Source organism: Pseudomonas sp. LG1E9, assembly GCF_003290225.1.
Taxonomy (GTDB): Bacteria; Pseudomonadota; Gammaproteobacteria; order Pseudomonadales; family Pseudomonadaceae; genus Aquipseudomonas; species Aquipseudomonas cyclaminis.
This window is the reverse complement of sequence record NZ_CP029983.1, coordinates 2344973-2369021: the sequence shown is the minus strand read 5'-3', so window position 1 is coordinate 2369021 and position 24049 is coordinate 2344973. Positions and strand designations below refer to the sequence as shown.

Annotated in this window: 25 protein-coding genes, 1 tRNA gene and 2 pseudogenes; 10 read left to right on the top strand and 18 right to left on the bottom strand. The window is 60.2% G+C overall.

The annotated features are described in order from the left end of the window. Window positions 1-4: 4 nt before the first annotated feature. From DNK50_RS29470 to dapA, 8 genes and pseudogenes are all read right to left on the bottom strand, one after another. Window positions 5-601 (bottom strand): annotated as a pseudogene (locus tag DNK50_RS29470) (methyl-accepting chemotaxis protein); the annotation flags it as partial. Window positions 602-910: 309 nt separating this feature from the next. Next, window positions 911-1630, bottom strand: a pseudogene (locus DNK50_RS29465) (MCP four helix bundle domain-containing protein); the annotation flags it as partial. A 171-nt stretch (window positions 1631-1801) separates the two neighbouring features. Then, window positions 1802-2056, bottom strand: a complete 255-nt coding sequence (locus DNK50_RS11165) for a hypothetical protein (protein ID WP_112194029.1) — start codon at window positions 2054-2056, stop codon at window positions 1802-1804. A gap of 262 nt (window positions 2057-2318) precedes the next feature. Beyond that, window positions 2319-2408: transfer RNA gene (locus DNK50_RS11160), tRNA-Ser, on the bottom strand. Between the two features lie 83 nt (window positions 2409-2491). Continuing rightward, on the bottom strand, window positions 2492-3205 hold the full coding sequence (gene purC / locus DNK50_RS11155; RefSeq protein ID WP_017736329.1) for a phosphoribosylaminoimidazolesuccinocarboxamide synthase: 714 nt from the start codon (window positions 3203-3205) through the stop codon (window positions 2492-2494). A 27-nt stretch (window positions 3206-3232) separates the two neighbouring features. Further along, the gene (locus DNK50_RS11150) at window positions 3233-3991 is read right to left on the bottom strand and encodes an MBL fold metallo-hydrolase (RefSeq protein WP_099587492.1); all 759 of its coding nucleotides are present in this window, start codon (window positions 3989-3991) and stop codon (window positions 3233-3235) included. A gap of 4 nt (window positions 3992-3995) precedes the next feature. Continuing rightward, entirely contained in the window at window positions 3996-5111 is a 1116-nt protein-coding gene (bamC, locus tag DNK50_RS11145) for an outer membrane protein assembly factor BamC (protein ID WP_099587493.1), read from the bottom strand. Window positions 5112-5128: 17 nt separating this feature from the next. Further along, the gene (dapA, locus tag DNK50_RS11140) at window positions 5129-6007 is read right to left on the bottom strand and encodes a 4-hydroxy-tetrahydrodipicolinate synthase (RefSeq protein WP_112194027.1); all 879 of its coding nucleotides are present in this window, start codon (window positions 6005-6007) and stop codon (window positions 5129-5131) included. Window positions 6008-6279: 272 nt separating this feature from the next. Here dapA and DNK50_RS11135 point away from each other — a divergent pair, with 272 nt between their 5' ends. After that, complete coding sequence (locus DNK50_RS11135) at window positions 6280-6840, top strand: glycine cleavage system protein R (RefSeq protein ID WP_003172487.1); 561 nt, start codon at window positions 6280-6282, stop codon at window positions 6838-6840. A gap of 10 nt (window positions 6841-6850) precedes the next feature. Next, complete coding sequence (locus DNK50_RS11130) at window positions 6851-7321, top strand: peroxiredoxin (protein WP_112194025.1); 471 nt, start codon at window positions 6851-6853, stop codon at window positions 7319-7321. A 134-nt stretch (window positions 7322-7455) separates the two neighbouring features. Here the strand turns inward: DNK50_RS11130 and DNK50_RS11125 are convergent, their stop codons facing one another. Both DNK50_RS11125 and DNK50_RS11120 read right to left on the bottom strand, forming a co-directional pair. Further along, window positions 7456-8526 carry an AI-2E family transporter gene (locus DNK50_RS11125; protein WP_027604314.1) on the bottom strand — a complete coding sequence of 357 codons (1071 nt, stop codon included), beginning with the start codon at window positions 8524-8526 and terminating at the stop codon, window positions 7456-7458. 30 nt (window positions 8527-8556) lie between these two features. Beyond that, entirely contained in the window at window positions 8557-8796 is a 240-nt protein-coding gene (locus DNK50_RS11120; RefSeq protein WP_010212198.1) for a sulfurtransferase TusA family protein, read from the bottom strand. Between the two features lie 95 nt (window positions 8797-8891). Between DNK50_RS11120 and DNK50_RS11115 the strand changes: the two genes are divergently transcribed. Continuing rightward, on the top strand, window positions 8892-10325 hold the full coding sequence (locus tag DNK50_RS11115) for a M48 family metalloprotease (protein WP_099587496.1): 1434 nt from the start codon (window positions 8892-8894) through the stop codon (window positions 10323-10325). 67 nt (window positions 10326-10392) lie between these two features. Here DNK50_RS11115 and DNK50_RS11110 read toward each other — a convergent pair whose 3' ends face one another. Continuing rightward, on the bottom strand, window positions 10393-11832 hold the full coding sequence (locus DNK50_RS11110) for a DegQ family serine endoprotease (RefSeq protein WP_112194023.1): 1440 nt from the start codon (window positions 11830-11832) through the stop codon (window positions 10393-10395). A gap of 25 nt (window positions 11833-11857) precedes the next feature. On the opposite strand from DNK50_RS11110, the gene DNK50_RS28785 reads away from it, so the two are divergent. Further along, window positions 11858-12037, top strand: a complete 180-nt coding sequence (locus DNK50_RS28785; protein WP_162633354.1) for a hypothetical protein — start codon at window positions 11858-11860, stop codon at window positions 12035-12037. Window positions 12038-12066: 29 nt separating this feature from the next. On the opposite strand, the gene DNK50_RS11105 is transcribed toward DNK50_RS28785, so the two are convergent. The 3 genes from DNK50_RS11105 to rpoE are packed head-to-tail and all read right to left on the bottom strand — an operon-like array spanning window position 12067 to window position 14247. Next, window positions 12067-13029: a MucB/RseB C-terminal domain-containing protein gene (locus tag DNK50_RS11105; RefSeq protein ID WP_112194022.1), complete on the bottom strand. Its 963-nt coding sequence runs from the start codon at window positions 13027-13029 to the stop codon at window positions 12067-12069. Between the two features lie 16 nt (window positions 13030-13045). Next, entirely contained in the window at window positions 13046-13633 is a 588-nt protein-coding gene (locus tag DNK50_RS11100; RefSeq protein ID WP_099587499.1) for a sigma-E factor negative regulatory protein, read from the bottom strand. Between the two features lie 32 nt (window positions 13634-13665). After that, on the bottom strand, window positions 13666-14247 hold the full coding sequence (gene rpoE, locus DNK50_RS11095; protein ID WP_003172477.1) for an RNA polymerase sigma factor RpoE: 582 nt from the start codon (window positions 14245-14247) through the stop codon (window positions 13666-13668). A 462-nt stretch (window positions 14248-14709) separates the two neighbouring features. On the opposite strand from rpoE, the gene nadB reads away from it, so the two are divergent. Next, window positions 14710-16326: an L-aspartate oxidase gene (gene nadB, locus DNK50_RS11090; protein ID WP_099587500.1), complete on the top strand. Its 1617-nt coding sequence runs from the start codon at window positions 14710-14712 to the stop codon at window positions 16324-16326. On the opposite strand, the gene DNK50_RS11085 is transcribed toward nadB, so the two are convergent. Then, complete coding sequence (locus DNK50_RS11085) at window positions 16295-16741, bottom strand: protein YgfX (protein WP_112194020.1); 447 nt, start codon at window positions 16739-16741, stop codon at window positions 16295-16297. The genes nadB and DNK50_RS11085 overlap by 32 nt on opposite strands. Next, complete coding sequence (locus tag DNK50_RS11080; protein ID WP_099587502.1) at window positions 16725-16979, bottom strand: succinate dehydrogenase assembly factor 2; 255 nt, start codon at window positions 16977-16979, stop codon at window positions 16725-16727. Before DNK50_RS11080 ends, DNK50_RS11085 begins: the two co-directional genes overlap by 17 nt. Before the next feature lie 140 nt (window positions 16980-17119). Between DNK50_RS11080 and DNK50_RS11075 the strand changes: the two genes are divergently transcribed. Then, a complete protein-coding gene (locus DNK50_RS11075) occupies window positions 17120-18061 on the top strand; it encodes a folate-binding protein YgfZ (protein ID WP_112194018.1) in 942 nt (313 codons plus the stop codon). A gap of 36 nt (window positions 18062-18097) precedes the next feature. Then, window positions 18098-18919, top strand: coding sequence for an HDOD domain-containing protein (locus DNK50_RS11070; RefSeq protein WP_099587504.1), 822 nt, complete (start codon window positions 18098-18100; stop codon window positions 18917-18919). Here the strand turns inward: DNK50_RS11070 and DNK50_RS11065 are convergent, their stop codons facing one another. Both DNK50_RS11065 and DNK50_RS11060 read right to left on the bottom strand, forming a co-directional pair. Then, complete coding sequence (locus DNK50_RS11065; RefSeq protein WP_099587505.1) at window positions 18920-20305, bottom strand: sensor histidine kinase; 1386 nt, start codon at window positions 20303-20305, stop codon at window positions 18920-18922. It abuts the gene before it with no gap. After that, a complete protein-coding gene (locus tag DNK50_RS11060) occupies window positions 20298-20969 on the bottom strand; it encodes a response regulator (RefSeq protein ID WP_099587506.1) in 672 nt (223 codons plus the stop codon). Before DNK50_RS11060 ends, DNK50_RS11065 begins: the two co-directional genes overlap by 8 nt. A gap of 235 nt (window positions 20970-21204) precedes the next feature. On the opposite strand from DNK50_RS11060, the gene DNK50_RS11055 reads away from it, so the two are divergent. The 3 genes from DNK50_RS11055 to DNK50_RS11045 all read left to right on the top strand — a co-directional run bounded on the left by DNK50_RS11055 (window position 21205) and on the right by DNK50_RS11045 (window position 24049). Continuing rightward, a complete protein-coding gene (locus tag DNK50_RS11055) occupies window positions 21205-22497 on the top strand; it encodes an OprD family porin (protein WP_112194016.1) in 1293 nt (430 codons plus the stop codon). Between the two features lie 48 nt (window positions 22498-22545). Next, entirely contained in the window at window positions 22546-23529 is a 984-nt protein-coding gene (locus tag DNK50_RS11050; RefSeq protein ID WP_099587508.1) for a tripartite tricarboxylate transporter substrate binding protein, read from the top strand. Between the two features lie 61 nt (window positions 23530-23590). Then, window positions 23591-24049: a tripartite tricarboxylate transporter TctB family protein gene (locus DNK50_RS11045; protein WP_099587509.1), complete on the top strand. Its 459-nt coding sequence runs from the start codon at window positions 23591-23593 to the stop codon at window positions 24047-24049.

Sequence of the window (24049 nt, the reverse complement as noted above, 5' to 3'; positions counted from 1 at the left end):
CTCACTACAACTGAAACCGTGCGACCGCGTCGTTGAGCGCCACCGCCAACCGCGCCAGCTCCTGGCTTGAGCCGTTGATCTGCCCGGCGCCGGAAGACGATTGCGCCGACAGGTCGCGGATATTGACGATATTGCGGTCCACTTCCTTGGCCACCTGGGCTTGCTCCTCGGCAGCGCTGGCGATGACCAGGTTGCGTTGGTGAATCTGGTCGATGGAGTTGGTGATCTGACTCAAGGCGCCACCCGCCCCTTCGGCCAGGGTCAGGGTGTCGGCGGCGCGCTGGGAGCTCGACTGCATCGAGGTCAATGCATCGTTGGAGCCGGTGCGCATGGCAGTGACCATCTGATCGATTTCAAGGGTCGATTGCTGGGTGCGATGGGCCAATGCACGAACCTCATCGGCGACCACCGCGAAGCCACGCCCGGACTCACCGGCCCGCGCCGCCTCGATGGCGGCGTTAAGTGCCAGCAGGTTGGTCTGCTCGGCGATGGAACGAATCACATCGAGCACTTTGCCGATGTCCCGCGATTGCTCAGCCAGGTTCTGCACCAGGGTCGAAGTCTCGCCGATATTGCTGCTCAGGGCCTGAATCGCGCCGACCGTTTCACCGACGCGGTGCTGACCTTCACGCGCGGTTTCATTGGACAGGCGGGTGGATTCGGAGGTGGATACCGCATTGCGCGCGACTTCTTCAGCGGCCGAAGTCATTTCATTGACCGCCGTCGCCGCCTGCTCGATCTCAGCCGTCTGCTGTTGCAGGCTGCGGCTGCTCTGGTCGGTAATGCCGTTGAGGTCAGTGGCAGAGGCCGCCATCTGTGCCGCCGACTGCCGGATCAGTTGCAAGGTGCTGCGCAAGCTGCCTTGCATGGAGTGCAGGGCTACGAGCAGGCGGGTTACCTCGTCGTTTCCACTGACCTCCACCGTCTGGGTCAGGTCGCCTCGGGCCACGTTTTCGGCTGCGCGCATGGCCTGCCCCAACGGACCGACAATGCTACGCGTGAGGAGCCAGGCCAGGGCCACCGTGCTCAGGCCCGCCAGGATCACGAAGCCAAACACCATGGTGCGCGAACGACTGTACTGCGACTCGGCCGCCTGCCCCTGTTGGTTGATCTGGGCGTTGTAGTAGTCGGCGAGTGCGTTGAGCTGGGCGCCGGAGCCATCGACCACAGTTTTCATGTCCACCAGCAGCAGCTTGTTGAGTTCGGCGCCCTGCTGTTTATCGGCAAGGATGAACGACTGCGCCAAGCCCTGTTGGTACTGGCGCAGCGAAACCTGGAACTGGTCATAGAGCGTGCGCACCTCAGGCGTGTCGATCACCTTATCGAGGTCGGCCAGCCGTTTCGTCAGGTCCTGGCTGCGGGTGTCCATCTGACTGCGGTATTGCGGGAGGCTCGTAGGGCTGGGGTCCAACGCCATCCGCAAAGAAATCGTACGAATGCGCAACATAATCTCGCGAATGTCAGCCACCAGCCGCATCTTCGGCACCAGCCCACTTTCCACCTGCACCGCACTGGCACGGATGCTTGCCATGTTCGACAGCGCGAAAAAACCCAGCAGGGCCACGAGCAAAGCAATCAAGGCAAAACCCAAACCCGCACGGCGGGCGATGGACAGGCTGCGAAGGGACATTTAGGGGGGCACTCTTATTAGGGATACGACATCGTATGACAGCGTTTCGGCCGCGTGGGGGAGTACTTTAGGCGGGACGGAAACTGATGGGCATTCCTAGTGAAAAATGGACAGCCTTAGCCAAGTAAGGCGGTCCATGAGTAAAGAGTTCTTTGGCCGGAGGGCCTTAGCTCAGCTTCTGCGCTCTTTATTGGATTGAGAGAGGACCGAGGCGGCAAGGGCTTTCGTCTCATCGCTGTACTTATCACTGTGAAGCGCCTTGCCAGCTTTCGCCTCCATCTCCGCACTTGTCTGCTTATCCGTACCACTCTGGGCCAGTGCTGACGCGGCAAGACTTTTGGCGATGGCTGAAGCCTTCGGATTACCGAAGGTTTCAGCTGCGAGGGTCGCCATTTTTTCGGAGGTTTGTTTTGTGTTCTTGCTCATTACGCATTTCCTTTGCCGTTTGAGGTGAGACGCACGTGACAACGAAGCCAGAGCCCTGAACGTAGGGCCTGGCTCGCACGAACCAAACGATAGTGAAGTGCTGGCGGGGCCACAACGCCCTACCTGTAGGCAGCATCGTGGAAACACAGAAGAAAGGTGCATCCGTTGAGTAGTACGAGTTTCGAATGGCAAACAGCCCAAGCAAACGCCAGAAACGAAAAAGCCCCGTAGCTTATTCAGCTACGGGGCTTGTTCTGTGTAATGGCGGAGAGATAGGGATTCGAACCCTAGGTACCGGTGAAGGTACAACGGATTTCGAATCCGTCCCATTCGGCCACTCTGGCATCTCTCCAACGGCGCGCATCATAACAGCGTGAATCAGGAAAGCAAAGCGCCGAAGCGATTTTTTTCCGTGCTATCAGATGCTTGCGTCGATTACAGCGGTACGCCGAGACGATTGGCGACTTCTTCGTAGGCTTCGATAACGTCACCGAGGCCTTGGCGGAAGCGGTCTTTGTCCATCTTCTTCTTGGTGTCCTTGTCCCACAGGCGGCAGCCGTCCGGGCTGAATTCGTCGCCCAGGACGATGGAGCCGTCGTGGAATACGCCGAATTCCAGTTTGAAGTCGACCAGCAGCAGGCCGGCGTCGTCGAACAGCTTGTTCAGCACGTCGTTGACCTTGAGGGACAACTCTTTCATGCGGGCCAGTTGTTCAGCGGTGCCCCAGCCGAATGCCACGACGTGGGACTCGTTGATGAACGGGTCGCCCTTGGCGTCGTCTTTCAGGAACAGTTCGAAGGTGTAAGGATTGAGCTTGAGGCCCTCCTCCACACCCAGGCGCTTGACCAGGCTGCCGGCGGCGTAGTTACGTACGACGCATTCGACCGGGATCATGTCCAGCTTCTTCACCAGGCACTCGTTGTCGCCCAGCAGTTTGTCGAATTGGGTCGGAATACCGGCCTCTTCGAGTTTCTGCATGATGAAGGCGTTGAACTTGTTGTTCACCATGCCTTTGCGATCAAGTTGTTCGATGCGCTTGCCGTCGAACGCCGAAGTATCGTTGCGAAACAGCAGGATCAGGCGGTTGGCGTCGTCGGTCTTGTACACCGACTTGGCTTTGCCGCGGTAGAGTTCTTCACGTTTTTCCATGATGGGCTCCGCTTTGAGTGAGGTGGGCTAGGCGATATGTCGCCAGTCGAGCCCTGAATCTTGATCGGCCAGTTGCAGCCAGTCCGGGTCGCACCCGAGGGTGTCGACAAAACATTGCCGGGCAAGCGTCGGCAGGTTGTTCTTGCTGCTCAGGTGGGCCAGGACCAGGTGTTGCAGGTCTTGCCAGCCCAACTCATACACCAGGTACGCCGCCTGATGGTTGTTCAAATGTCCCAGTTCGCCGCCCACCCGCTGCTTGAGAAAGTAGGGGTAGTGACCGCGAGCCAGCAGGTCTCGGCAGTGGTTGGACTCGATCATCAAGGCATCGAGGTTCCGGTAACCGTCCAGCACCTTCGCGCAGTAGGAACCCAGGTCGGTCAGCACGCCGAAGCGCCGCTGGCCATCACTGAATACATACTGTGTCGGCTCCTGGGCGTCGTGCGCCACGGCGATCACATCGATGCTCAAGGCGCCGATTTGCAATTGCTCACCGCCAGCCAGGAAACCTGCGGGTTCAATGGGTTTGCGCATCCCGCGCAAGGTGCCGCGACTCAGGTACACCGGAAGATTGTAGCGCCGAGACAGCAAACCCACGCCATGCACGTGGTCGGCATGTTCGTGGGTCACCAGAATCGCGCTCAGCTGCGCGGGGTGAACCCCCAGGCGCAGCAGGCGCCGCTCGGTTTCTTTTAACGAGAAACCACAATCCACCAATACGTACGTGTCGTCGTGGGCGACCAGCGTGCCGTTCCCTTGGCTACCGCTACCGAGAACAGCAAAACGCATCGGATCAGCCCAGGTTGTCCTGAATCACACCCAACACTTTGCGCGCTGTTTCAGCTGGCGCAACGGTGTTGATGTTCTTCTCGACGGTGACCTGCACGGTCTCGCCAACCTTGCTCAAGCGAACCTGATAACGCTCGGCGCGGGTCTCGATTTCTTCCTTGGTCGGCTGGCTGCCGAACAGCTTGCCGAAGAAACCAGGCTCGTCGTCTTTACGCTCGGCCTTTTCAGCCACGTTGATGTAGTAGAGGCCCAGGCTGCGGTTGATGTCTTCAACACGCCAAGGGCCCTGCTCCAGGGCGCGACCAACGCTGGCCCAGGCACGATCCAGGTCTTCGCCCAGGTTCAGCACCACGTTGCCGCTGCCGTCCTCGGTGAGGCTGACGCGGCTCGGGGTGTCGTAATCACGGGCGGCAAGCAGGGAAACGGAACCGCCCTTCTCGGAGATACGGCTCATGCTGGCCAGCATTTCGTCGACCAGCGCCGAGTCAACGCCGGTGTTGACCGAGCGGTTGGTGAAGTCGACATTGGCCGTGCTGCCGGCAGGACGCTCGGCGCTCACGACGTAGACTTCACTGGTGTTGCGCTGCACACCTGGCTCGATGCGCACACGCACGCGGGCTTCGCTGTCAGCAGCAACACCGCCGGCCTGCAAGCGTTTGGCCATCGTGGCGGACAGCTCGTTGCCTTGCTGCCATGCCGTGGTGAATTCACCGGTCTGCGGGCGCTGCTCGTCAATACGGAAACCGTTGTCCTGGAAGAACTGCACGGCCACTGGCCAGACTTCGGCAGGTGGACGCTGAGCCACGATCCAGCGGGAATCACCGCTCTTCTGCAAGCTGTAGTCGCTGGCGTCCGCCACGGCCGAGATCGGCTGCGGACGTGGCACCACGTACTCACCTTTAGTGGTGTCGTCGGCGACGTTGCGTGGAATCGGCAGCAACGGATCGAGGCGCTTGGCGACGTTGACGTCCGGCGGCAATTGCATCGGTTTGGTTGCTTGTGCTTCCAGGTAATCGCTGCCGCGGTCACGGAAGTAGCCTTCCGGGCCCCAGATCCAACCGCAGCCACTGGTGCTGGAGATAATCAAGGCAAGTGCGGAAAGTCCGGCCAATCGCTTCATGCGTAGTGCTTCCTCAATTAAACCAGGACGCCGGACTGGCGCAGGGCCTGTCGCAGCGGTTCGTGACAGGCTTCGCTGAGGCGGGTGAGCGGCAGACGGATACCGTCCGGCATCAGGCCCATCTCGAACAGCGCCCATTTCACGGGAATAGGGTTGGATTCGATAAAGAGTGTCTTGTTGAGCGGCATCAGCTTCTCGTGGATCGCACGAGCAGTGGCTGCATCGCCGGCAATGGCGGCGGCACACATATCGCTCATGGCGCGCGGGGCCACGTTGGCGGTCACGGAGATGTTGCCCTTGCCGCCCAGCAGGATCAGCTCGACAGCGGTGGCGTCGTCACCGGAATACACCAGGAAATCGCTGCTCACGCCGGCCAGGATGTCCTTGGCGCGCTGCAGGTCGCCGGTGGCTTCCTTGATTCCGATGATGTTCGGTACGGTGGACAGGCGGATCACGGTATCGGCCTTCATGTCGCACGCGGTGCGACCCGGTACGTTGTAGAGGATCTGCGGGATCTGCACAGCTTCGGCAATGGCTTTGAAGTGCTGGTACAAGCCTTCCTGGGTCGGCTTGTTGTAGTACGGGGTTACCAGCAGGCAAGCGTCGGCGCCGGCCTTCTTGGCGTTCTTGGTCAGCTCGATCGCTTCACGCGTCGAGTTGGCGCCCGTACCGGCAATGACGGCAATACGGCCCGCGACACGCTTGACCACGAATTCGATCACCTGAATGTGTTCTTCCACATCGAGGGTGGCCGATTCACCTGTGGTGCCGACCGCCACAATGGCGTTGGTGCCTTCTTGCAGGTGGAAGTCCACCAGTTTGCCCAGGCTGTCCCAGTCGAGATGACCTTGTGCATCCATGGGTGTGACCAGTGCCACCATACTGCCCGCAATCATGCAACCGCTCCTGCCGGAAAAAGAGAGCCGTAATGGTACTGGCGCCAAGATGCTTGTACAAGCGAAGTACCGCGTGAGGATGCGTTATGGAGCAACTAAACGATGGGCAATGCCATCATTGGATGAAAGCAAGGCTTACAGCGGGGTGTAATCACGCCGTTCACGTAATGAAAACGCCACCTCCTATCCCTTGGCGGCGCTTTTCGCTACCCTTCATGCTTTGATCGATACGGCTCTCAGAGTATCGACCGCTCATCGTTTAGGAAGGCTGCATGTCCACCCCCACAGTTCGCGAACAATTCCTTGTTATCAGTGCCCTCGGCGCCAACCCCATGGAGCTGACCAACGTCCTGTGCCGCGCCAGCCATGAAAACCGCTGCGCCGTCGTGACTTCCCGCCTGACCCGCCACGGCGAGTGCAGTGCGCTGGTCCTGCAGATCTCCGGCACCTGGGACGCCCTGGCACGCCTGGAAACCGGCCTGCCGGGCCTGGCCAAGAAGCATGACTTCACCGTCAATGTTGTGCGCAGCGCCGCGCTGGAAAATCGCCCGCAAGCGCTGCCATACGTCGCTTACGTCAGCTCAGCCTACCGCTCGGACATCGTCAATGAGCTGTGCCAGTTCTTTATCGACCATAACGTCGAACTGGAAAACCTGACCTGTGACACCTACCAGGCCCCGCAAACCGGCGGCACCATGCTCAACGCCACCTTTACCGTGACCTTGCCGGCCGGTGTGCAGATCAGTTGGCTTCGCGACCAGTTCCTGGATTTCGCCGACGCCCTGAACCTAGACGCGTTGATCGAACCATGGCGCCCACAGAACCCAATGTAAGGAAGTACCCATGGCAGTAGTCATCGACCAACCCGTAGCCGACTTCGAAGCCCAGGCCACCAGTGGCCAGACCTTCAGCCTTGCCGCCCTCAAGGGCAAGCAGGTGGTGATCTACTTCTATCCGAAGGACAGCACGCCGGGCTGCACGACCGAAGGCCAGGGTTTTCGTGACCGGTACGCGGCGTTCAAGGCGGCCAACACCGAAGTGTTTGGCGTGTCGCGCGACAGCGTGAAGTCCCACGAGAACTTCAAGGGCAAGCAGGAATTCCCCTTTGAGCTGATCAGCGACAAGGACGAAGCGGTCTGCCAGCTGTTTGATGTGATCAAACTCAAAAAGCTGTATGGCAAGGAATACCTTGGCGTGGATCGCAGCACCTTCCTCATCGACAAGAATGGCGTGCTGCGTCAGGAATGGCGTGGGGTGAAAGTGCCTGGGCATGTGGATGCCGTATTGGCAGCGGCACAGACTCTGAACAGCTGACTATTGTAGTGAGCGGGCTTGCCCCGCGCTGGGGTGCGGAGCGGCCCCGATAAAAAACGCCGCGTTCTTACAGAAAGAACGCGGCGTTTGGTTTTAGGGCTGCTCCGCAGCCCAGCGCGGGGCAAGCCCGCTCACTACAATAATGGCGCAACAACGGGCTCCTGCCGAGGCCATGCATCCAGCACGGCCTTGAACAGCGTTGCCAGGGGAATCGCAAAGAACACTCCCCAGAATCCCCACAACCCGCCAAACAACAACACCGCGCAGATGATCGCCACCGGGTGCAGGTTGACCGCCTCCGAGAACAGCAAAGGCACGAGCACGTTGCCATCCAGTGTCTGGATGATCCCGTACACCGCCATCAAGTAGATGAACTGGTCACTCCAACCCCACTGGAACAGGGCAATCAGTGTCACCGGCACCGTCACCACCACCGCGCCGACATACGGTACCACCACTGAAATACCGACCAGCAATGCCAGCAGGGCTGCGTAATTCAGGTCCAGGGCAATAAAGGCGATGTAGGTAACGCCGCCGCAGATAATGATTTCGATGACTTTGCCACGAATGTAGTTGGCGATCTGGCGGTTCATCTCCTCGGCCACCCGCGTGATCAGCGCTCGCTCACGCGGCAGGTAGCCACTCACCCAGCGTCCGATCATTGCGCGGTCCTTGAGGAAGAAGAACACCAGGATCGGAACGAGCACCAGGTAGATCATGATGTTGACCAGCAGCGGCAGACTGGACAGGGAAAACGTCAGCGCCCACTGCCCGAATTTTCCGATTTCGCCGCGCGCCACTTCGATAGCCTGCAACACCTGCTCATCCGACACCAGATGCGGGTAGCGCTCCGGTAACAGCAGCAACAGCGACTGCCACTTGGCAAGCATGCCCGGCAGCTCATTGAACAGCGTAATCAGTTGATGCCACAGCAGCGGCAACACCACTACGACAAACACCACCAGCAGGCCCATGAACAAGGCAAATACCAACCCCACCGCCGCACCACCCGGCAAGCGCAAGCGTTCAAGGGTAGTGACCAGACCCTGCATCAGGTAAGCCAGCACCATCCCCGCGAGTACGGGCGCCAGCATGCCGCCCAGGGTGAGCACGGCAGTAAAGGCCAGGAACAGCAGGACGGCCAGCACCACGGCCTCTTCATCGGAGAAGTAGCGCTGGATCCAGTCTCGTAACACTTTGAACATCAATCAACCTCGGTTGGTAGGGGCAGCGGCTCAGGCCTTGCGCAACCAGTAACGGTAAACACCGGCGGCATCTTCTTCATGCAGCAGGGTGTGGCCGGCCAGTTTGGCAAAGGTGCGGAAATCGCGCTGGGAGCCTGCGTCCGTGGCGATCACCTTGAGCACAGCACCGCTGGCCAATCGATTCAATTCCAGCTTGGCCTTCAGCAAAGGCAACGGGCAATTGAGGCCGCTGGCGTCAAGCTCGGCATCAAAGGCTACAGCGTCGGTCATGGGTTTACTCCGGGCAAGCGTTCGGGGCGCTTAGAATATCTGGTCCGACGCTCAGTGTCCGGCTACAGTAACCTCTTTGTCCAAAGGCTCTGTGCATGACTTTTTTGCGCCCTACCCTGCTGACGCTGGCTTGCCTGCTGGCCTCTCCGGGCTTTGCTGACGACCTGCCGTCGCTTGGCGACGCCAGTTCTGCCATTGTCTCGCCACAACAGGAATTTCAATTGGGCCGTGCCTGGCTGGCTTATCTGCGCGGGCAGGTTTCCCAACTGAACGACCCGCAACTCAAGGATTACGTCGAAACCAGCGTGTACAAGCTGGTAGAAACCAGCCAGGTGAATGACCGACGCCTGGAGTTCATCCTGATCAACAGCCCGCAGCTCAACGCCTTTGCCGCGCCAGGGGGCATCGTCGGCGTGAACGGCGGCCTGTTTCTCAACGCCCAGACCGAAGGCGAATACGCCTCGGTGCTGGCCCACGAATTGGCTCACTTGTCCCAACGTCACTTCGCCCGGGGTGTTGAAGCACAACAGCGCATGCAAATCCCGATGATGGCTGCCCTGCTTGGCGGCATCATCGCGGCAGCCGCCGGCGCAGGCGATGCGGGCATTGCTGCGATTGCCGGCACCCAGGCGGCGGCGATCCAGGAACAACGGCGGTTTTCTCGGCAGAATGAACAAGAGGCGGACCGTATCGGCATCGTCAACCTGGAGAAAGCCGGTTACGACCCGCGCTCCATGCCGACGATGTTCGAGCGTTTGGGACGCCAATACCGCTTCGACGCCAAGCCACCGGAATTCCTTCTGACGCACCCGGTCACCGAATCGCGGATCGCCGACACCCGCAACCGCGCCGAGCAATCCAAGCCCGGTGGCAAGGAGGACAGCCTGCGCTACCAACTGATCCGCGCACGGGTGCAGCTGCAATATGAGGACACCTCGGGACTCGCCGCCAAGCGCTTCCAGGCGCAACTGGACGAGAACCCGAAAAACGATGTGGCGCGCTATGGCTTGGCCATCGCCCAAATCAAGGCCTCACAGTTCAAGCTGGCGCGAGAGAGCCTGCAGCCCTTGCTGGCCAAAGCACCCAATGACATCACGTACAACCTGGCGCAGATCCAGCTGGATATAGACAACAGCCATCTGCCCGATGCCCAGCAACGAACCGATCGGATGTTGACCCAATACCCTGGCAACTACCCACTGAATCAGATCCGGGTCGACTTGCTGCTGAAACAGAATCGTACAGCCGACGCGGAAAAGGCCCTGGACGGCTTGCTCAAGTCCCGCCCAGACGATCCAGACGTGTGGTATCAAGTCGCCGAGACCCGTGGGTTGTCAGGCAACATCATCGGCCTGCATCAAGCACGCGCCGAATACTTTGCCCTGGTGGGTGACTTCCAGCAGGCGATTCAGCAATTGGACTTCGCCAAGCGCCGCGCGGGCAGCAACTTCCCGCTGTCGTCACGTATCGACGCACGCCAACGTGAACTGATCGAACAGGAACGTCTGGTAAAAGGGATGATGGGCTAAACCCATCACCCATAAAAAAGCCCCGCCATCGTTAACCGACGGCGGGGCTTTTTATTGGCTTAGCAGATTACTCGGCCAGCTTGAAGGTAATGAAGCTGGCACGCCCCTGACGCAGCACACGCATCGACACCGAGCGATTCTTCGGCAGCGCTTTGGCGATGTCGGTGAACTGCTTGGTGGTGTCGATTGCTTGATTGTTCAGGTGGGTGATCACGTCGCCTGGCTGCAGGCCGATCAAGGCAGCGGGGCCATCCTGCACTTCCTTGATCACTACGCCGCCCTTGAGGTCGAAAGTTTTCTTCTGCTCGTCGGTCAGCTCAACCACTGCAATGCCCAGGCGGTTACTGCTGCGCTCAGCCCCCGGCTTGTTATTGCCCAGGGCGTCCAGGGTGGCACCCTCTTCAGGGATGGCGCCTACGGTCAGCTCAACGTTCTGGCGCTTACCCTCACGAATCACTTCCAGCTTGGCCTTGCTGCCCGCCTTCAGTGCACCTACCAGATGTGGCAGGTCTGCCGACATGACAATCGGCTGGCCATTCATGCTCAGGATCACGTCGCCGACTTGCAACCCGCCTTTGGCGGCAGGGCCATCATCCTGGATCTGTGCAACCAGGGCGCCGGCCGGTTTGTCGAGACCGAAGGACTCAGCAAGGTCTTTATTCACTTCCTGGATCACCACGCCCAACCAACCACGGCTGACCTTGCCACCGCTTTTCAGCTGGTTGGAAACATCCATGGCGACGTCGATCGGGATAGCGAACGACACGCCCATGAAGCCGCCGGAGCGGGTGTAGATCTGCGAGTTGATACCCACCACTTCACCGGCCAGGTTGAACAGCGGACCACCTGAGTTACCCGGATTGATCGGCACGTCGGTCTGGATGAACGGCACGTAGTTTTCGTTCGGCAGGCTGCGGCCAATGGCGCTGACGATGCCCTGGGTCACAGTGTGGTCAAAACCAAACGGCGAACCGATGGCCACAACCCACTGCCCAGCTTTCAGGTCCTGGGATTTGCCCAGTTTCAGCACCGGCAGGTCCTTGCCTTCGATCTTCAGCAGCGCAACGTCGGAACGAGGATCGGTACCCACCAGCTTGGCTTTCAGCTCGCTACGGTCGGCCAGGCGCACGAGAATCTCATCGGCGTCGGCAATTACGTGGTTGTTGGTGAGGATATAGCCATCAGGGGAAATGATGAAGCCCGAGCCCAGGGACTGCGCTTCACGCTGACCGCCACCGCCGCCACGAGGCGTGCGGGGTTGTGGCATGCCTCGCTCGAAGAACTCGCGCAACATCGGCGGCAGGCCTTCCAGGTCAGGCATCTGCTGATTCGACACTTTGCGATCCGGCAGTTTCTGCGTGGTGCTGATGTTCACTACGGCTGGCGAGGCTTGCTCAACCAATTGGGTGAAATCAGGCAACTCGACCGCTTGCGCAGGCACGGCCTGGCCCAGCACAAGCACCGTTGCGACGATGGATAGGTAGGATTTCAAACGTGGTATCGACATACAGCTCCCGTTACGACGAGCAGGGTTGAGCGACAGGGTTCAAGAAACGCCGAAAACTGCGACCGACATTTTTGTTCCGCGAACAAAACAAGGCCAGAGCCGACAAGCCCTGACCTATAAAAAACATGGGGGATTTTTGCAAGTGAAAATGCTGATCCAGACATTTCATGCTCTCGGCAGCCAACCTGGCATGGACGTACAGTGAAAGAGCCGGATGAACATAGGATTAACAACTCACGGCTGGATGGGGGCCTTTTTTTCACCGCGCACCGACAGCGCGATACGCTCGGCGGTGCCGATAGGAATTTCACCAACGACCGTCACCATCATTTCGCCGTCCACCGTATTAAGACGACGGGACACTGCAACCGTAGGGCCTAACTGGGTGCGAGTCTCGGTCACGCTCACATCGCTGATCGGTTCAAGAAACACCGAGAAGCGCGCCAGCCCATCTTCATACATCAGACTGTCGACCGTGACTTTGGTATGGGGATCCTTACGCGCACTGCTATTGGCCAACTGAAAACCCGATGGCAACCACTCCAAGTGCCAAGCCTCGGTGGGCTCGACTTCTGGCGCCTTTACGTCGGCGACGGCAATCGATGTGCACTCGCTGCTGGGCTGCAAGTCTCGATCACTGGGCGCGGTGGACGTATCCAGGCGGGTGAACTGAAAGCGCTCCAGCAACTGACCTTGATCGTTCAGCAACAAGGATTTAAGTGGCAGTGCGGTCTCGCGATCCAGGTGAAGTTCAAACCCATAACGGTATTGATCACGCGGCACGATCGACACAATGACTGCATTACGACCGGCCACGCGGGATTTTCCGATGACGGCCAGCTCATAGAGTTGATTGAGTTTTTGCGGATCAAGGGAGCGCGAAGGGGCATCAGGCGAATTGCCAAGACCGGCGACCAGCGTGCCACTGACACATCGGGTATGACCATCCACTCGCACAACTTCCTGTGCAGAACCATCAAGCTGCAAAAGCCGCTCGCGGACCTGACCATTCTGGACGCGATGCCAGATGTCATGGGTGGAAAAACTGCCGTTACGCTCGTAGACGAACGTACCTTCAAAGCTTTGTTTCTGCTCGGCACGCCCAAGTCGAGTCAGCCAGTCTTGGGCTTCATCGGCATGGGCGGGTAGTGCAAACCAACCACTGAGCAACAGCGTAAGGAGCGGTATGGCGCGCATAATGCTCCCTAGCGGTTTAGCGGTTTTCCAGGCTTGCAGCGCGAGCGTATGGCAGAGCGCTTTCAGTGCCTTTCAGGGCCGATTCCTGTGCGTGTTGGCGCAGGTAACCTGGAAGACGCTGGTCTTGCCAGCCGGATTGCCCTTGAAGTACACCGTTGGCCATAGGACCGGTGGTGTCCGAGCTTTCCTTGTAGCCTGCCAGTACTGCTGGGCCTTTGACTTGCGGACCGGCCATGACCGGTTGCTGAGTCTGTTGGGCCAGTTCGGCACCAGCGATATCGTCCTGGTTGTACAGGCGAACACCGGCAAGCACTGCAACTGTCACCGAGGCAGCGACTGCCAGGCGACCGAGGCTACGCCAGGGACCACGAGCAGCTTTTGCCGGAACGGCTTCATCGGCCAGCGCAGCAGAAACGGCCGCAGCAATATCCAGACGAGGGATTAGAAGATCCTTGTGCATCACCGCCCGAGCGACTTGGTAACGAGACCAGGTATCACGGGTTTCGGCATCATCAAATGCGTTGAGCACTCGACGAAGTTCCAGTTCATCCGCTTCGTTATCCATCACTGCGGACAGCGATTCCTGCAGGGCATCACGACTCATGGCGGTTCCTCTCTTGGCTGTCGCCGCTGTCTTTAGTTCTCTTGCAACAACGGTTGCAAGGCTTTATCGATGGCTTCCCGGGCCCGGAAAATCCGTGACCTTACAGTCCCCACCGGACACTGCATGACGCTCGCAATGTCTTCGTAACTCAGACCATCGAATTCACGTAAAGTTAACGCTGTACGCAAATCTTCTGGCAATTGCTGAATAGTGCGATGGACGGTGCCTTCAATCTCGTCGCGCAGCAATGCACGCTCCGGCGACTCGAGATCTTTGAGGCCGTGATCACCATCGTAAAATTCTGCATCTTCCGAACTAACATCACTATCCGGTGGGCGGCGTCCGCGAGACACCAGATAGTTCTTCGCCGTGTTGATGGCGATGCGGTACAGCCACGTGTAAAACGCACTGTCACCGCGGAAATTGCCCAGTGCACGGTAGGCCTTGATAAAGGCCTCTTGTGCAACGTCCTGCGCTTCATGGGTGTCGTGCACAAACCGCACGATCAACCCGAGAATTTTGTGCTGGTATTTCAGCACTAGCAGATCAAATGCTCGCTTGTCGCCGCGTTGAACGCGCTCGACCAGCTGCTGATCCTCTTCCTGGGTTAGCATGAACACTCCTCGTTGTACTTGAAGGAGGCTTGCATAACTAAACGATCAGGCTTGCAAACATAGACTCGGACTTTTCGCAAAAGTTCTCCCCCCTCAAGCAAGTTTCCGGCATGCACTGATTTGGCACGCACGAAAAACGCAGCGCGGGTAACGCCGGCTGCGCGAATAATCTTGTCGCCGGTTTTCTGACGCGTCCAATGCTCCCGACGGGCCAATAAACTCAACGTTTCCCAGCTTTCGGGCAACCTGCTATTGAGTCAGGGCTTATGCAAAAAGTTCCCGCCTCAATAACCAGCTGATTTTACCCAAGCCGTGCACCGTAATCTCACATTGCCACGAATGCCTGGCTATTGTGCCGCTCCCCCCCTCTATATACTAGTGGCCCGTGTGACCCTTTGATTCGCCGATCCAGGCGTCCTGTTTGCGCCTGTCCTCTGGATCGCTTTTTGCGGAATCCTTCAAATGAGCCAACAGTTTCAACACGATGTCCTGGTGATCGGCAGCGGCGCGGCCGGATTGAGCCTTGCGCTGACCCTTCCCAGCCATCTGCGCATTGCGGTCCTGAGCAAAGGCGACCTGGCCAACGGCTCCACATTCTGGGCCCAGGGCGGCGTAGCCGCTGTGCTGGATGACACCGATACGGTGCAATCCCACGTCGAAGACACCCTTAACGCCGGCGGCGGCCTGTGCAACGAAGACGCGGTGCGTTTTACCGTCGAGCACAGCCGCGAGGCGATCCAATGGCTGATCGACCAGGGCGTGCCGTTTACCCGAGACGAACACGCGAGCAGTGACGACGGCGGCTTCGAATTCCACCTCACGCGCGAAGGCGGCCACAGCCACCGCCGCATCATCCACGCCGCCGACGCCACCGGTGCCGCGATCTTCAAGACCCTGCTCGACCAGGCTCGCCAGCGCCCCAACATCGAATTGCTGGAGCAACGCGTCGCCGTGGACCTGATCACCGAAAAACGCCTGGGCCTGGACGGCGAGCGCTGCCTCGGCGCCTACGTGCTCAACCGCGCCAGCGGCGAAGTCGACACCTATGGCGCACGCTTCACGATTCTCGCCTCGGGCGGTGCGGCCAAAGTCTACCTCTACACCAGCAACCCCGACGGCGCTTGCGGTGACGGCATCGCCATGGCCTGGCGGTCGGGCTGCCGGGTCGCCAACCTGGAATTCAATCAATTCCATCCGACGTGCCTGTATCACCCACAGGCCAAGAGTTTCCTGATCACTGAAGCCCTGCGCGGAGAAGGCGCACACCTGAAACTGCCAAATGGCGAACGCTTCATGCAGCGCTTCGACCCACGTGCCGAACTGGCCCCACGGGATATCGTGGCCCGCGCCATCGACCACGAGATGAAACGCCTGGGCGTCGACTGCGTATACCTGGACATCAGCCACAAACCGGAAGACTTCATCAAGACCCACTTCCCCACCGTCTATGAGCGCTGCCTGGCGTTCAACATCGATATCACCAAAGGCCCGATCCCCGTGGTGCCGGCCGCGCACTACACCTGCGGCGGCGTGATGGTCGACCAGCATGGCCGCACCGACGTACCCGGCCTGTATGCGATCGGCGAAACCAGCTTCACCGGCCTGCACGGCGCCAACCGCATGGCCAGCAACTCGTTGCTCGAATGCTTTGTTTATGCCCGCTCAGCCGCTGCGGACATTCTCGACCAACTGCCGCGCATCCCCGTGCCGGCGGCCCTGCCCCGCTGGGATGCCAGCCAGGTCACCGATTCGGACGAAGACGTGATCATCGCCCACAACTGGGACGAACTGCGGCGTTTCATGTGGGACTACGTGGGGATCGTGCGCACCAACAAGCGCCTGCAACGGGCTCAACACCGCGTGCGTTTGCTGCTCGATGAGATTGATGAGTTCTACAGCAACTATAAAGTCAGTCGTGACCTGATCGAATTGCGCAACCTGGCGCAGGTCGCTGAACTGATGATTCGCTCAGCCATGGAGCGCAAGGAAAGCCGGGGCCTGCATTACACCCTCGACTATCCGCAGATGCTGCCTGAGGCCCGCGACACTATTCTGGTGCCAACCACCTACGGCGGCTGAACTTCAGGCGTACCCGCAGGCGCCGATGCACATCGGCGACCTGCGAATCCCGCGGCACACAGACCGAACGCAGCCACCACTCGCCCTGCACCCGATAGCGCAACACGACAATCAGCGGCAACGCCAGGCTGTCAGGGCGCAACTGCACGCTGTGCCATCCCAGCTCATGACTGAACAACTGCCAACCCTCCTCATCACGACGCAGGCCAACAACCGACGAGCGGTGGGTCAAGAGGATATGACGTGGCAGCACCCAGGCCGCATGGGCCAGGCACACCAGCACGCCAAGGAAAGCAAAGGGAACATCGAGGACCAAACAGGCGCCCAGCGCAAACAGCTGGGCAAGCACATACGCCGCCAGCAACAGCCGTGAGGCCTGCCAGCGGCATTCAAAGCGATTACTTGGGCTGAACACGGTCCAGAATAATCCGAACCATACGCTGCAGCTCAGGATCTTCCGATTCGGCGCGCTCCATGAACCAGCCGAACATGTCCTGGTCTTCGCATTCCAGCAGACGGACATAAAGGGCGCGATCTACCTGATTGAGCGTCGCATAAACCTCTTTGGTGAAAGGCACCAACAACACATCCAGTTCCAGCATGCCACGACGGCTGTGCCAGTAGAGGCGATTGATTTCTACATCTTCGACCATGGAGCGCTCCTCAAATAGAGCGCAAGTATACAGGCCCGACGGCACCGGAACAGTCGGCTTTGGTCGCCCCATATGGAAACTATCCATTTGCCGGGCGCCCCTCTATGATGCACCCATGACTTTTTGACCTGCGATGACCCATGGCTGACTCCGCTTTTTTCTGCTCGCTGTCCCACGAAGGCGTTCTGGCCGTCCGCGGTTCCGACGCTGCCAAGTTCCTGCAGGGCCAGCTCACCTGCAACCTCAACTACCTGAGCGACACCCAGGCCAGCCTCGGCGCGCGCTGTACACAAAAAGGCCGCATGCAGTCGAGCTTCCGCATCCTGCTGCAAGGTGACGGCGTATTGCTGGCGATGACCACTGAGCTGCTGGAACCCCAGCTGGCCGACCTGAAGAAATACGCAGTGTTCTCCAAGTCCAAGCTCACCGACGAAAGCGCCGCCTGGGTGCGTTTCGGGCTATCGGACGCTGACCAGGCGCTTGGCAGCCTGGGCCTTGAGCTACCGGCCGAGACCGACAGCGTGGCGCGTGCCGAAGCGCTGGTCGCCATCCGCGTCTCGCCAGCCCGTGCCGAACTCTGGGTGCCTGCCGATCAAGCTGACACCGTGCGCAGCCAACTCGCCGCGCACTTGAAGGAAGCCGACTTGAACGAATGGCTGCTCGGCCAGATCCGCGCCGGCATCGGCCAGGTCATGCCGCAAACCCGCGAAGTCTTCATCCCGCAGATGCTCAACCTGCAAGCGGTGGGCGGCGTGAGCTTCAAGAAAGGTTGCTACACCGGCCAGGAAATCGTCGCGCGCATGCAGTACCTGGGCAAACTCAAGCGTCGCTTGTATCGCCTGAGCCTCAACGCGGCTGACATGCCCGAGCCAGGCACCCCGCTGTTTTCACCCAGCCACAACAGCTCGATCGGCGAAGTGGTGATTGCCGCAAAAGCTGACCAAGTGATTGAACTTCTGGCCGTATTGCAAGCCGAAGCAGCCGATAGTGGCGATGTGCACTTAGGCACGCTGGAAGGCCCCGTTTTGCAGCTGCTTGAGCTGCCTTACACCCTCGACCGCGATCGAGAAATCCAGCGTTAGTCGCCGTACCTTTTTGCAGCACCCTAGAGAGCATGAATGAACAAACTGGCGGAAAAAATCCAACAGGCGTTGGTTAAGGCCATCAACAACGATGACCTGGTTCTGCCGACATTGCCGGAAGTGGCCCTGAACATCCGTCAGGCCGCTGAAGACCCGGAAATCAGCATCAGCCACTTGAGCAAAGTCATCGGTCGCGACACCGCGCTGTCGGCGCGCCTGATCAAAGTGGTCAACAGCCCGCTGTTGCGCGCCACCCAGGAAGTCACCGACCTGCACACCGCCATCACCCGGCTGGGCACCAACTACAGCAGCAACCTGGCCATCGGCCTGGTGATGGAACAGATCTTCCATGCCCGCTCCGAAACGGTAGAACAGAAAATGCGCGATGTGTGGCGCCGCAGCCTGGAAGTGGCGGGCGTCAGCTATGCCCTGTGCCGCAGCCACAGCCAGCTCAAGCCGGACCAGGCTGCGCTGGGCGGCTTGGTGCATCAGATCGGCGTGCTGCCGATCCTGACCTACGCCGAAGACCATTACGAACTGCTGTCGGATCCGGTCAGCCTCAACCATGTGATCGACAGCATCCACCCGGCACTGGGTGACAAATTGCTCAGCGGCTGGGACTTCCCGGAAATGCTGGCGAAACTGCCGGGCCAGTACCTGAACCTGGAGCGCGACTCCGCCAGCCTCGACTACATCGACCTGGTGCAGATCGCCGTGCTGTACTGCCATCACGGCACCGACCACCCTTTGGCAAGGGTAGAAGTCTCCAACGTGCCGGCAATGAAGAAACTGCGCGTCGACCCCTACAGCGAAAAACTGCGCGCAGAGCTGGATGAAGCCCGCTCGATGTTCGATTGATCAACCGGCGATAAAACTCACCCGCACCTTCAACCCCGCCTGCGCACCATCGTGCAGGCTGATCTGCGCCAGATGGGCGCGGCAGATTTCGCCGACAATCGCCAGCCCCAGGCCGGAGCCCATGCCTTGCTGGCTACGGCGGTAGAAGCGCTCGAACACCCGGTCGCGCTCATCCAGCGGAATACCTGGGCCGTCATCTTCCACCTCCAATACCGCCGGCGCCGTCACCCGCAGAATCACGTTGCCGCCCGGCGGCGTGTGGGCCAGGGCGTTGTCCACCAGGTTGCTCAGCAATTCGTTCAGCAGCGTCGGCTCGCCGCGCAACCACACCGGCTCGTCGGCCTCCAGCGCCAACGCCACACCACGTGCATGGGCCAATGGCGCCATGGCCATGCCCAGCTCGCGGGCCAACTGGCTCAAATCCAGCAACTGCGCGCCACCTTCGGCAATTGCTCGGGCGCCGTTTTCGATACGCGCCAGGGACAGTAATTGATTGGCCAAATGGGTCAGACGGTCGGTGCCTTGGGCTGCGGTTTCCAGGGTGCTGCGCCAGGTCGCCGGGTCTTCGGCGCGCAGGCCGAGCTCCAGGCGTGCCTTGAGTGCCGCCAAAGGCGTACGCAGTTCGTGGGAGGCGTCGGCGATAAACTGCGCCTGGCGTTCGAACTGCCCGCGCAGGCGTTCAGTAAAGTGATTGAGGGAACGCACCAGCGGGCCGAACTCGTGCTGCACTTCCACCAGCGGCAATGGCCGTAAGTCGTCGGGCTGGCGCTCTTCGACTGCCGTGCGCAGGCGCTCCAACGGGCGCAGCGCCGCACTCACGGCAAACCACACCAACAGCAACGCGCCAATGGCCAGCATGCCCAGGCGCAGCAAGGTGTCGGCCATCAGGCTGCGGGCCATGCTCACGCGAGCTTCGTCGGTTTCGGCCACGCGGATTTCCGCCATGCCGTTCATGTTCGGCTCCGAGACAGCCTTGAGCAGGCTGACCACGCGCACCTCCTGGCCCAGATACATGGCGTTGTAAAACCGCGCAAGCGCCGGATAGTCATCGGTGCGCGGCGTGCCAGGCGGCGGGCCGGGCAGGTTCTCGTAACCGGAGATCAGCTTCTGGTCGATGTCATTGACCTGGTAATAGATACGCCCGGCGCTGTCGTAGGCGAAGGTGTCCAAGGCCACATAGGGCACGTTGGCGCTGAGGGTACCGTCGACTTGGGTCAGCCCAGCGGCGATAGTCCGCGCCGAGGCCAGGAGCGTGCGGTCGTACGCGGTGTCGGCGGCTTCGCGACCGTTCCAATAAGCGCTCATGCCGCTGGCCAGCATCAGCAGCACCAGCAACAGCGCCAGGTTCCACAACAGGCGCCAGCGCAGGCTGCTGGGCTTATGCATCGCGGGCTTCCAGCAAGTAGCCGAGGCCTCGGAAGGTCACGATGGCGATGGGCTGGCCATCGAGTTTCTTGCGCAGGCGATGCACGTAGATTTCGATAGCATCCGGGCTGGCCTCTTCGTCCAGGCCGAACACCTGGGACGCGAGTTGCTCCTTGCTCATCACCCGGCCGGGCCGGGCGATCAACGCTTCGAGCACGGCTTGCTCGCGGGAGGTCAGGGTCATCAGCTCGCCGCCCACGGTGAAGCGCCGCGTATCGAGGTCGTACACCAGCACGCCACAGGCCTGCTGGCGCTCGCCGCCCAGCACACTGCGGCGCAGCAGTGCCTTGACCCGTGCTTCCAGCTCCGTCAATTCGAAAGGTTTGGCGAGGTAGTCATCGGCGCCCAGATTGAGGCCATGCACGCGGTCTTTCACATCGCTGCGGGCGGTCAGCATCAGCACCGGCAGATTTTTTCCACGGGCGCGCAGACGGGCCAGCACCTCGAAACCGTCCATGCGCGGCAGCCCCACATCAAGGATCACCGCCGCGTATTCCTCGCTGCTCAAGGCCAGGTCTGCGGCCACGCCATCGTGCAGTACATCGACGGTCAAACCCGTGCTCTTGAGCGCCTGGGCGACACTTTCGGCAAGTTGCAGATGGTCTTCAACCAGGAGGACACGCATGGATTTCTACCTCGTTCATGGGTGGTCGATGCCACACCTTGGCGGGCAGTTTACAGGCGCCGCCTGCTCTGTGAAGCCCGAAAACATTGAAAGGCAGTTGAAAGGTTAGTGAAAGCTTCGCCCTTTAGCATCCAGACACGGTAGGCCCTGCCTGCCCAGCTACCTCAACCGTAGCGCCCGAAAAACGCCTCGATGCGTTTTCGCCAGAATAAGAACAATAACGGAGTGCACCACGATGCTGTCGACCCAGCCCCAGGCTTGCCCGCCTGTTCGTTTTTCCCGCCTGACTCACACCGCCCTTGCCAGTGCCGCGGCCCTTGCCGGCTTTTCGCCGCTTAGCCAGGCTGCCTTCTTCGAAGACAGCAGCGCGACCCTGGAAACCCGCAACATGTACTTCAACCGCGACTTTCGCGATGGCACCAGTGCGCAGCAATCCAAGCGCGACGAATGGGCCCAGGGCTTCATGCTCAACCTGCAATCAGGCTACACCGACGGCACCGTCGGTTTTGGCGTGGATGCGCTGGGCATGCTCGGGGTCAAGCTCGACTCCAGCCCCGACCGCACCGGCACCGGCCTGCTGCCGACCCATGACGATGGTCGCGCCGCCGATGAGTATTCCAAGCTGGGTTTGACCGGCAAGGTGAAGATCTCCGCCACCGAGTTGAAGATCGGCTCGCTGATGCCTGAACTGCCGATCCTCAAGCCCAACGACGGCCGCATCCTGCCGCAGACGTTCAACGGTGGCCTGCTGACCTCCAGGGAATTCAAGAACCTGACGTTCACCGGCGGCCGCCTGGACAAAGCCAAGGACCGCGACGACAGCAACTACGAGGAAATCGCCCTCAACAACAAGAACAGCCGCTTCCTCAGCGGCGCCACCGGCAAGCACTTCAACTTCGGTGGCGTGGACTACAAGTTCGCCGACAAGATCACCGGCAGCTACCACTTCGCCCAACTCGACGACGTGTACCGCCAGCACTTCCTCGGCCTGGTGGCCGCACGCCCGATGGGCCCCGGCACCTTCGCCACCGACCTGCGCCTGGCCATCAGTGATGACACAGGTGCCGCCCGTGGCGGCAAGATCGACAACACCTCTCTCAACGGCCTGTTCAGCTATGCCCTCAATGGCCATAAGCTCAGCGCCGGCTACCAGCACATGTCCGGCGACAGCGCCTTCCCGTATGTGGATGGCAGTGACCCGTACCTGGTCAACTTCGTTCAGATCAACGACTTTGCCGGCGCCGACGAGCGTTCCTGGCAGGCGCGCTATGACTACGACTTCGCCAAGCTGGGCATTCCCGGCCTGAGTTTCATGAGCCGTTACCTGTCGGGTGACAACATCAAGCTCAAGAACGGCGAAACCGGCAAAGAGTGGGAGCGCAACACCGAGATCAAGTACGTGGTGCAAACCGGTACGTTCAAAGACGTTGCCGTGCGCCTGCGCAACGCCACCTACCGCTCCAACTATTCGGCCCGTGACGCGGATGAAATGCGCGTACTGGTCAGCTACAGCGTTGCCCTTTGGTAAGGGTGCTCAGGCAGTAGAACCTCACAACAAAAAAAGACGGAGATAACCATGACCCCTTCACTGCGTAAGTTTGCCCTCGCCGCCGGCTGCATGCTGTTTGCCGGCCAACTGTTGGCCGCCGATGAACCCAAGCGCCCGGAATGCATCGCCCCGGCCTCCCCCGGCGGTGGTTTTGACCTGACCTGCAAACTGGCGCAAAGCGCGCTGGTCAACCAGAAGTTGCTGAGCAAGCCGATGCGCGTGACCTATATGCCTGGCGGCGTGGGTGCGGTGGCTTACAACGCGGTGGTCGCCCAGCGCCCTGCCGATGCGGGCACTCTGGTGGCCTGGTCCAGCGGGTCGCTGTTGAACCTGGCACAAGGCAAGTTCGGTCGTTTTGATGAAAGCGCCGTGCGTTGGTTGGCAGCCGTCGGCACCAGCTACGGGGCTATCGCCGTGAAAAGTGATTCGCCCTACAAGACCCTCGACGATCTCGTAAAAGCCTTGAAGAAAGATCCGGGCAGCGTGGTGATCGGTTCCGGCGGCACCGTCGGCAGCCAGGACTGGATGCAAACCGCCCTGATCGCCAAGGCTGCCGGGATCAACCCCCGCGAGCTGCGGTATGTGGCCCTCGAAGGCGGCGGCGAAATCGCCACGGCCCTGCTCGGTGGTCACATCCAGGTGGGCAGTACCGACATCTCCGACTCCATGCCGCACATCCTGAGTGGCGACATGCGCCTGCTGGCGGTGTTCTCCGAGAAGCGCCTGGACGAGCCGGAAATGAAGGACATTCCGACCGCCAAGGAGCAAGGCTACGACATCGTCTGGCCAGTGGTGCGCGGCTTCTACCTCGGGCCAAAAGTCAGCGATGCCGACTACGCCTGGTGGAAAGACGCGTTCGACAAACTGCTGGCCTCCGAAGAGTTCGCCAAGCTGCGCGACCAGCGCGAGCTGTTCCCGTTCGCCATGACCGGCCCGGAGCTGGACACCTACGTGAAGAAACAGGTGGCTGACTACAAAGTGTTGGCCAAAGAGTTCGGCCTGATCCAGTAATCGCCCCCCTGTTCGCGCAGCCACGTCTGTGCAGAGCACAGACGTGGCTCAGGAGTTTCCCATGCTCTTACAACGCATTTTCGCGGCCGTGCTGTTACTGGCCTGTGTCGGCCTGGCGCTGATGGCCTGGCCCTATCAGGCGGCTTTTTCCTACGAGCCCGTAGGCCCAAGGGCCTTCCCATTGCTGCTGCTCGGGCTGATGGGCCTGGCACTTTTTTACATGCTGATTCGTCCGCAACCGACCAAACACACCGACGATGAACCCGCGCTGGACCGACCCACGCTGATCAAGATCGGGATCTGCGTGGCCTTGTTGCTGGTGTTTGCCGGCACTTTCGAATCCCTGGGTTTCATCCTCAGCAGCATGCTGATCGGCATTCCGATGGCTCGGCTGTATGGCGGCCGCTGGCTGCCCGGTGCGGTGATCATCACATTGATGAGCGTCGGTCTTTATCTGCTGTTCGATAAAACCATGGACGTACCGCTGCCCCTCGGTCTGCTCGACGTTCTGGAGAACTGA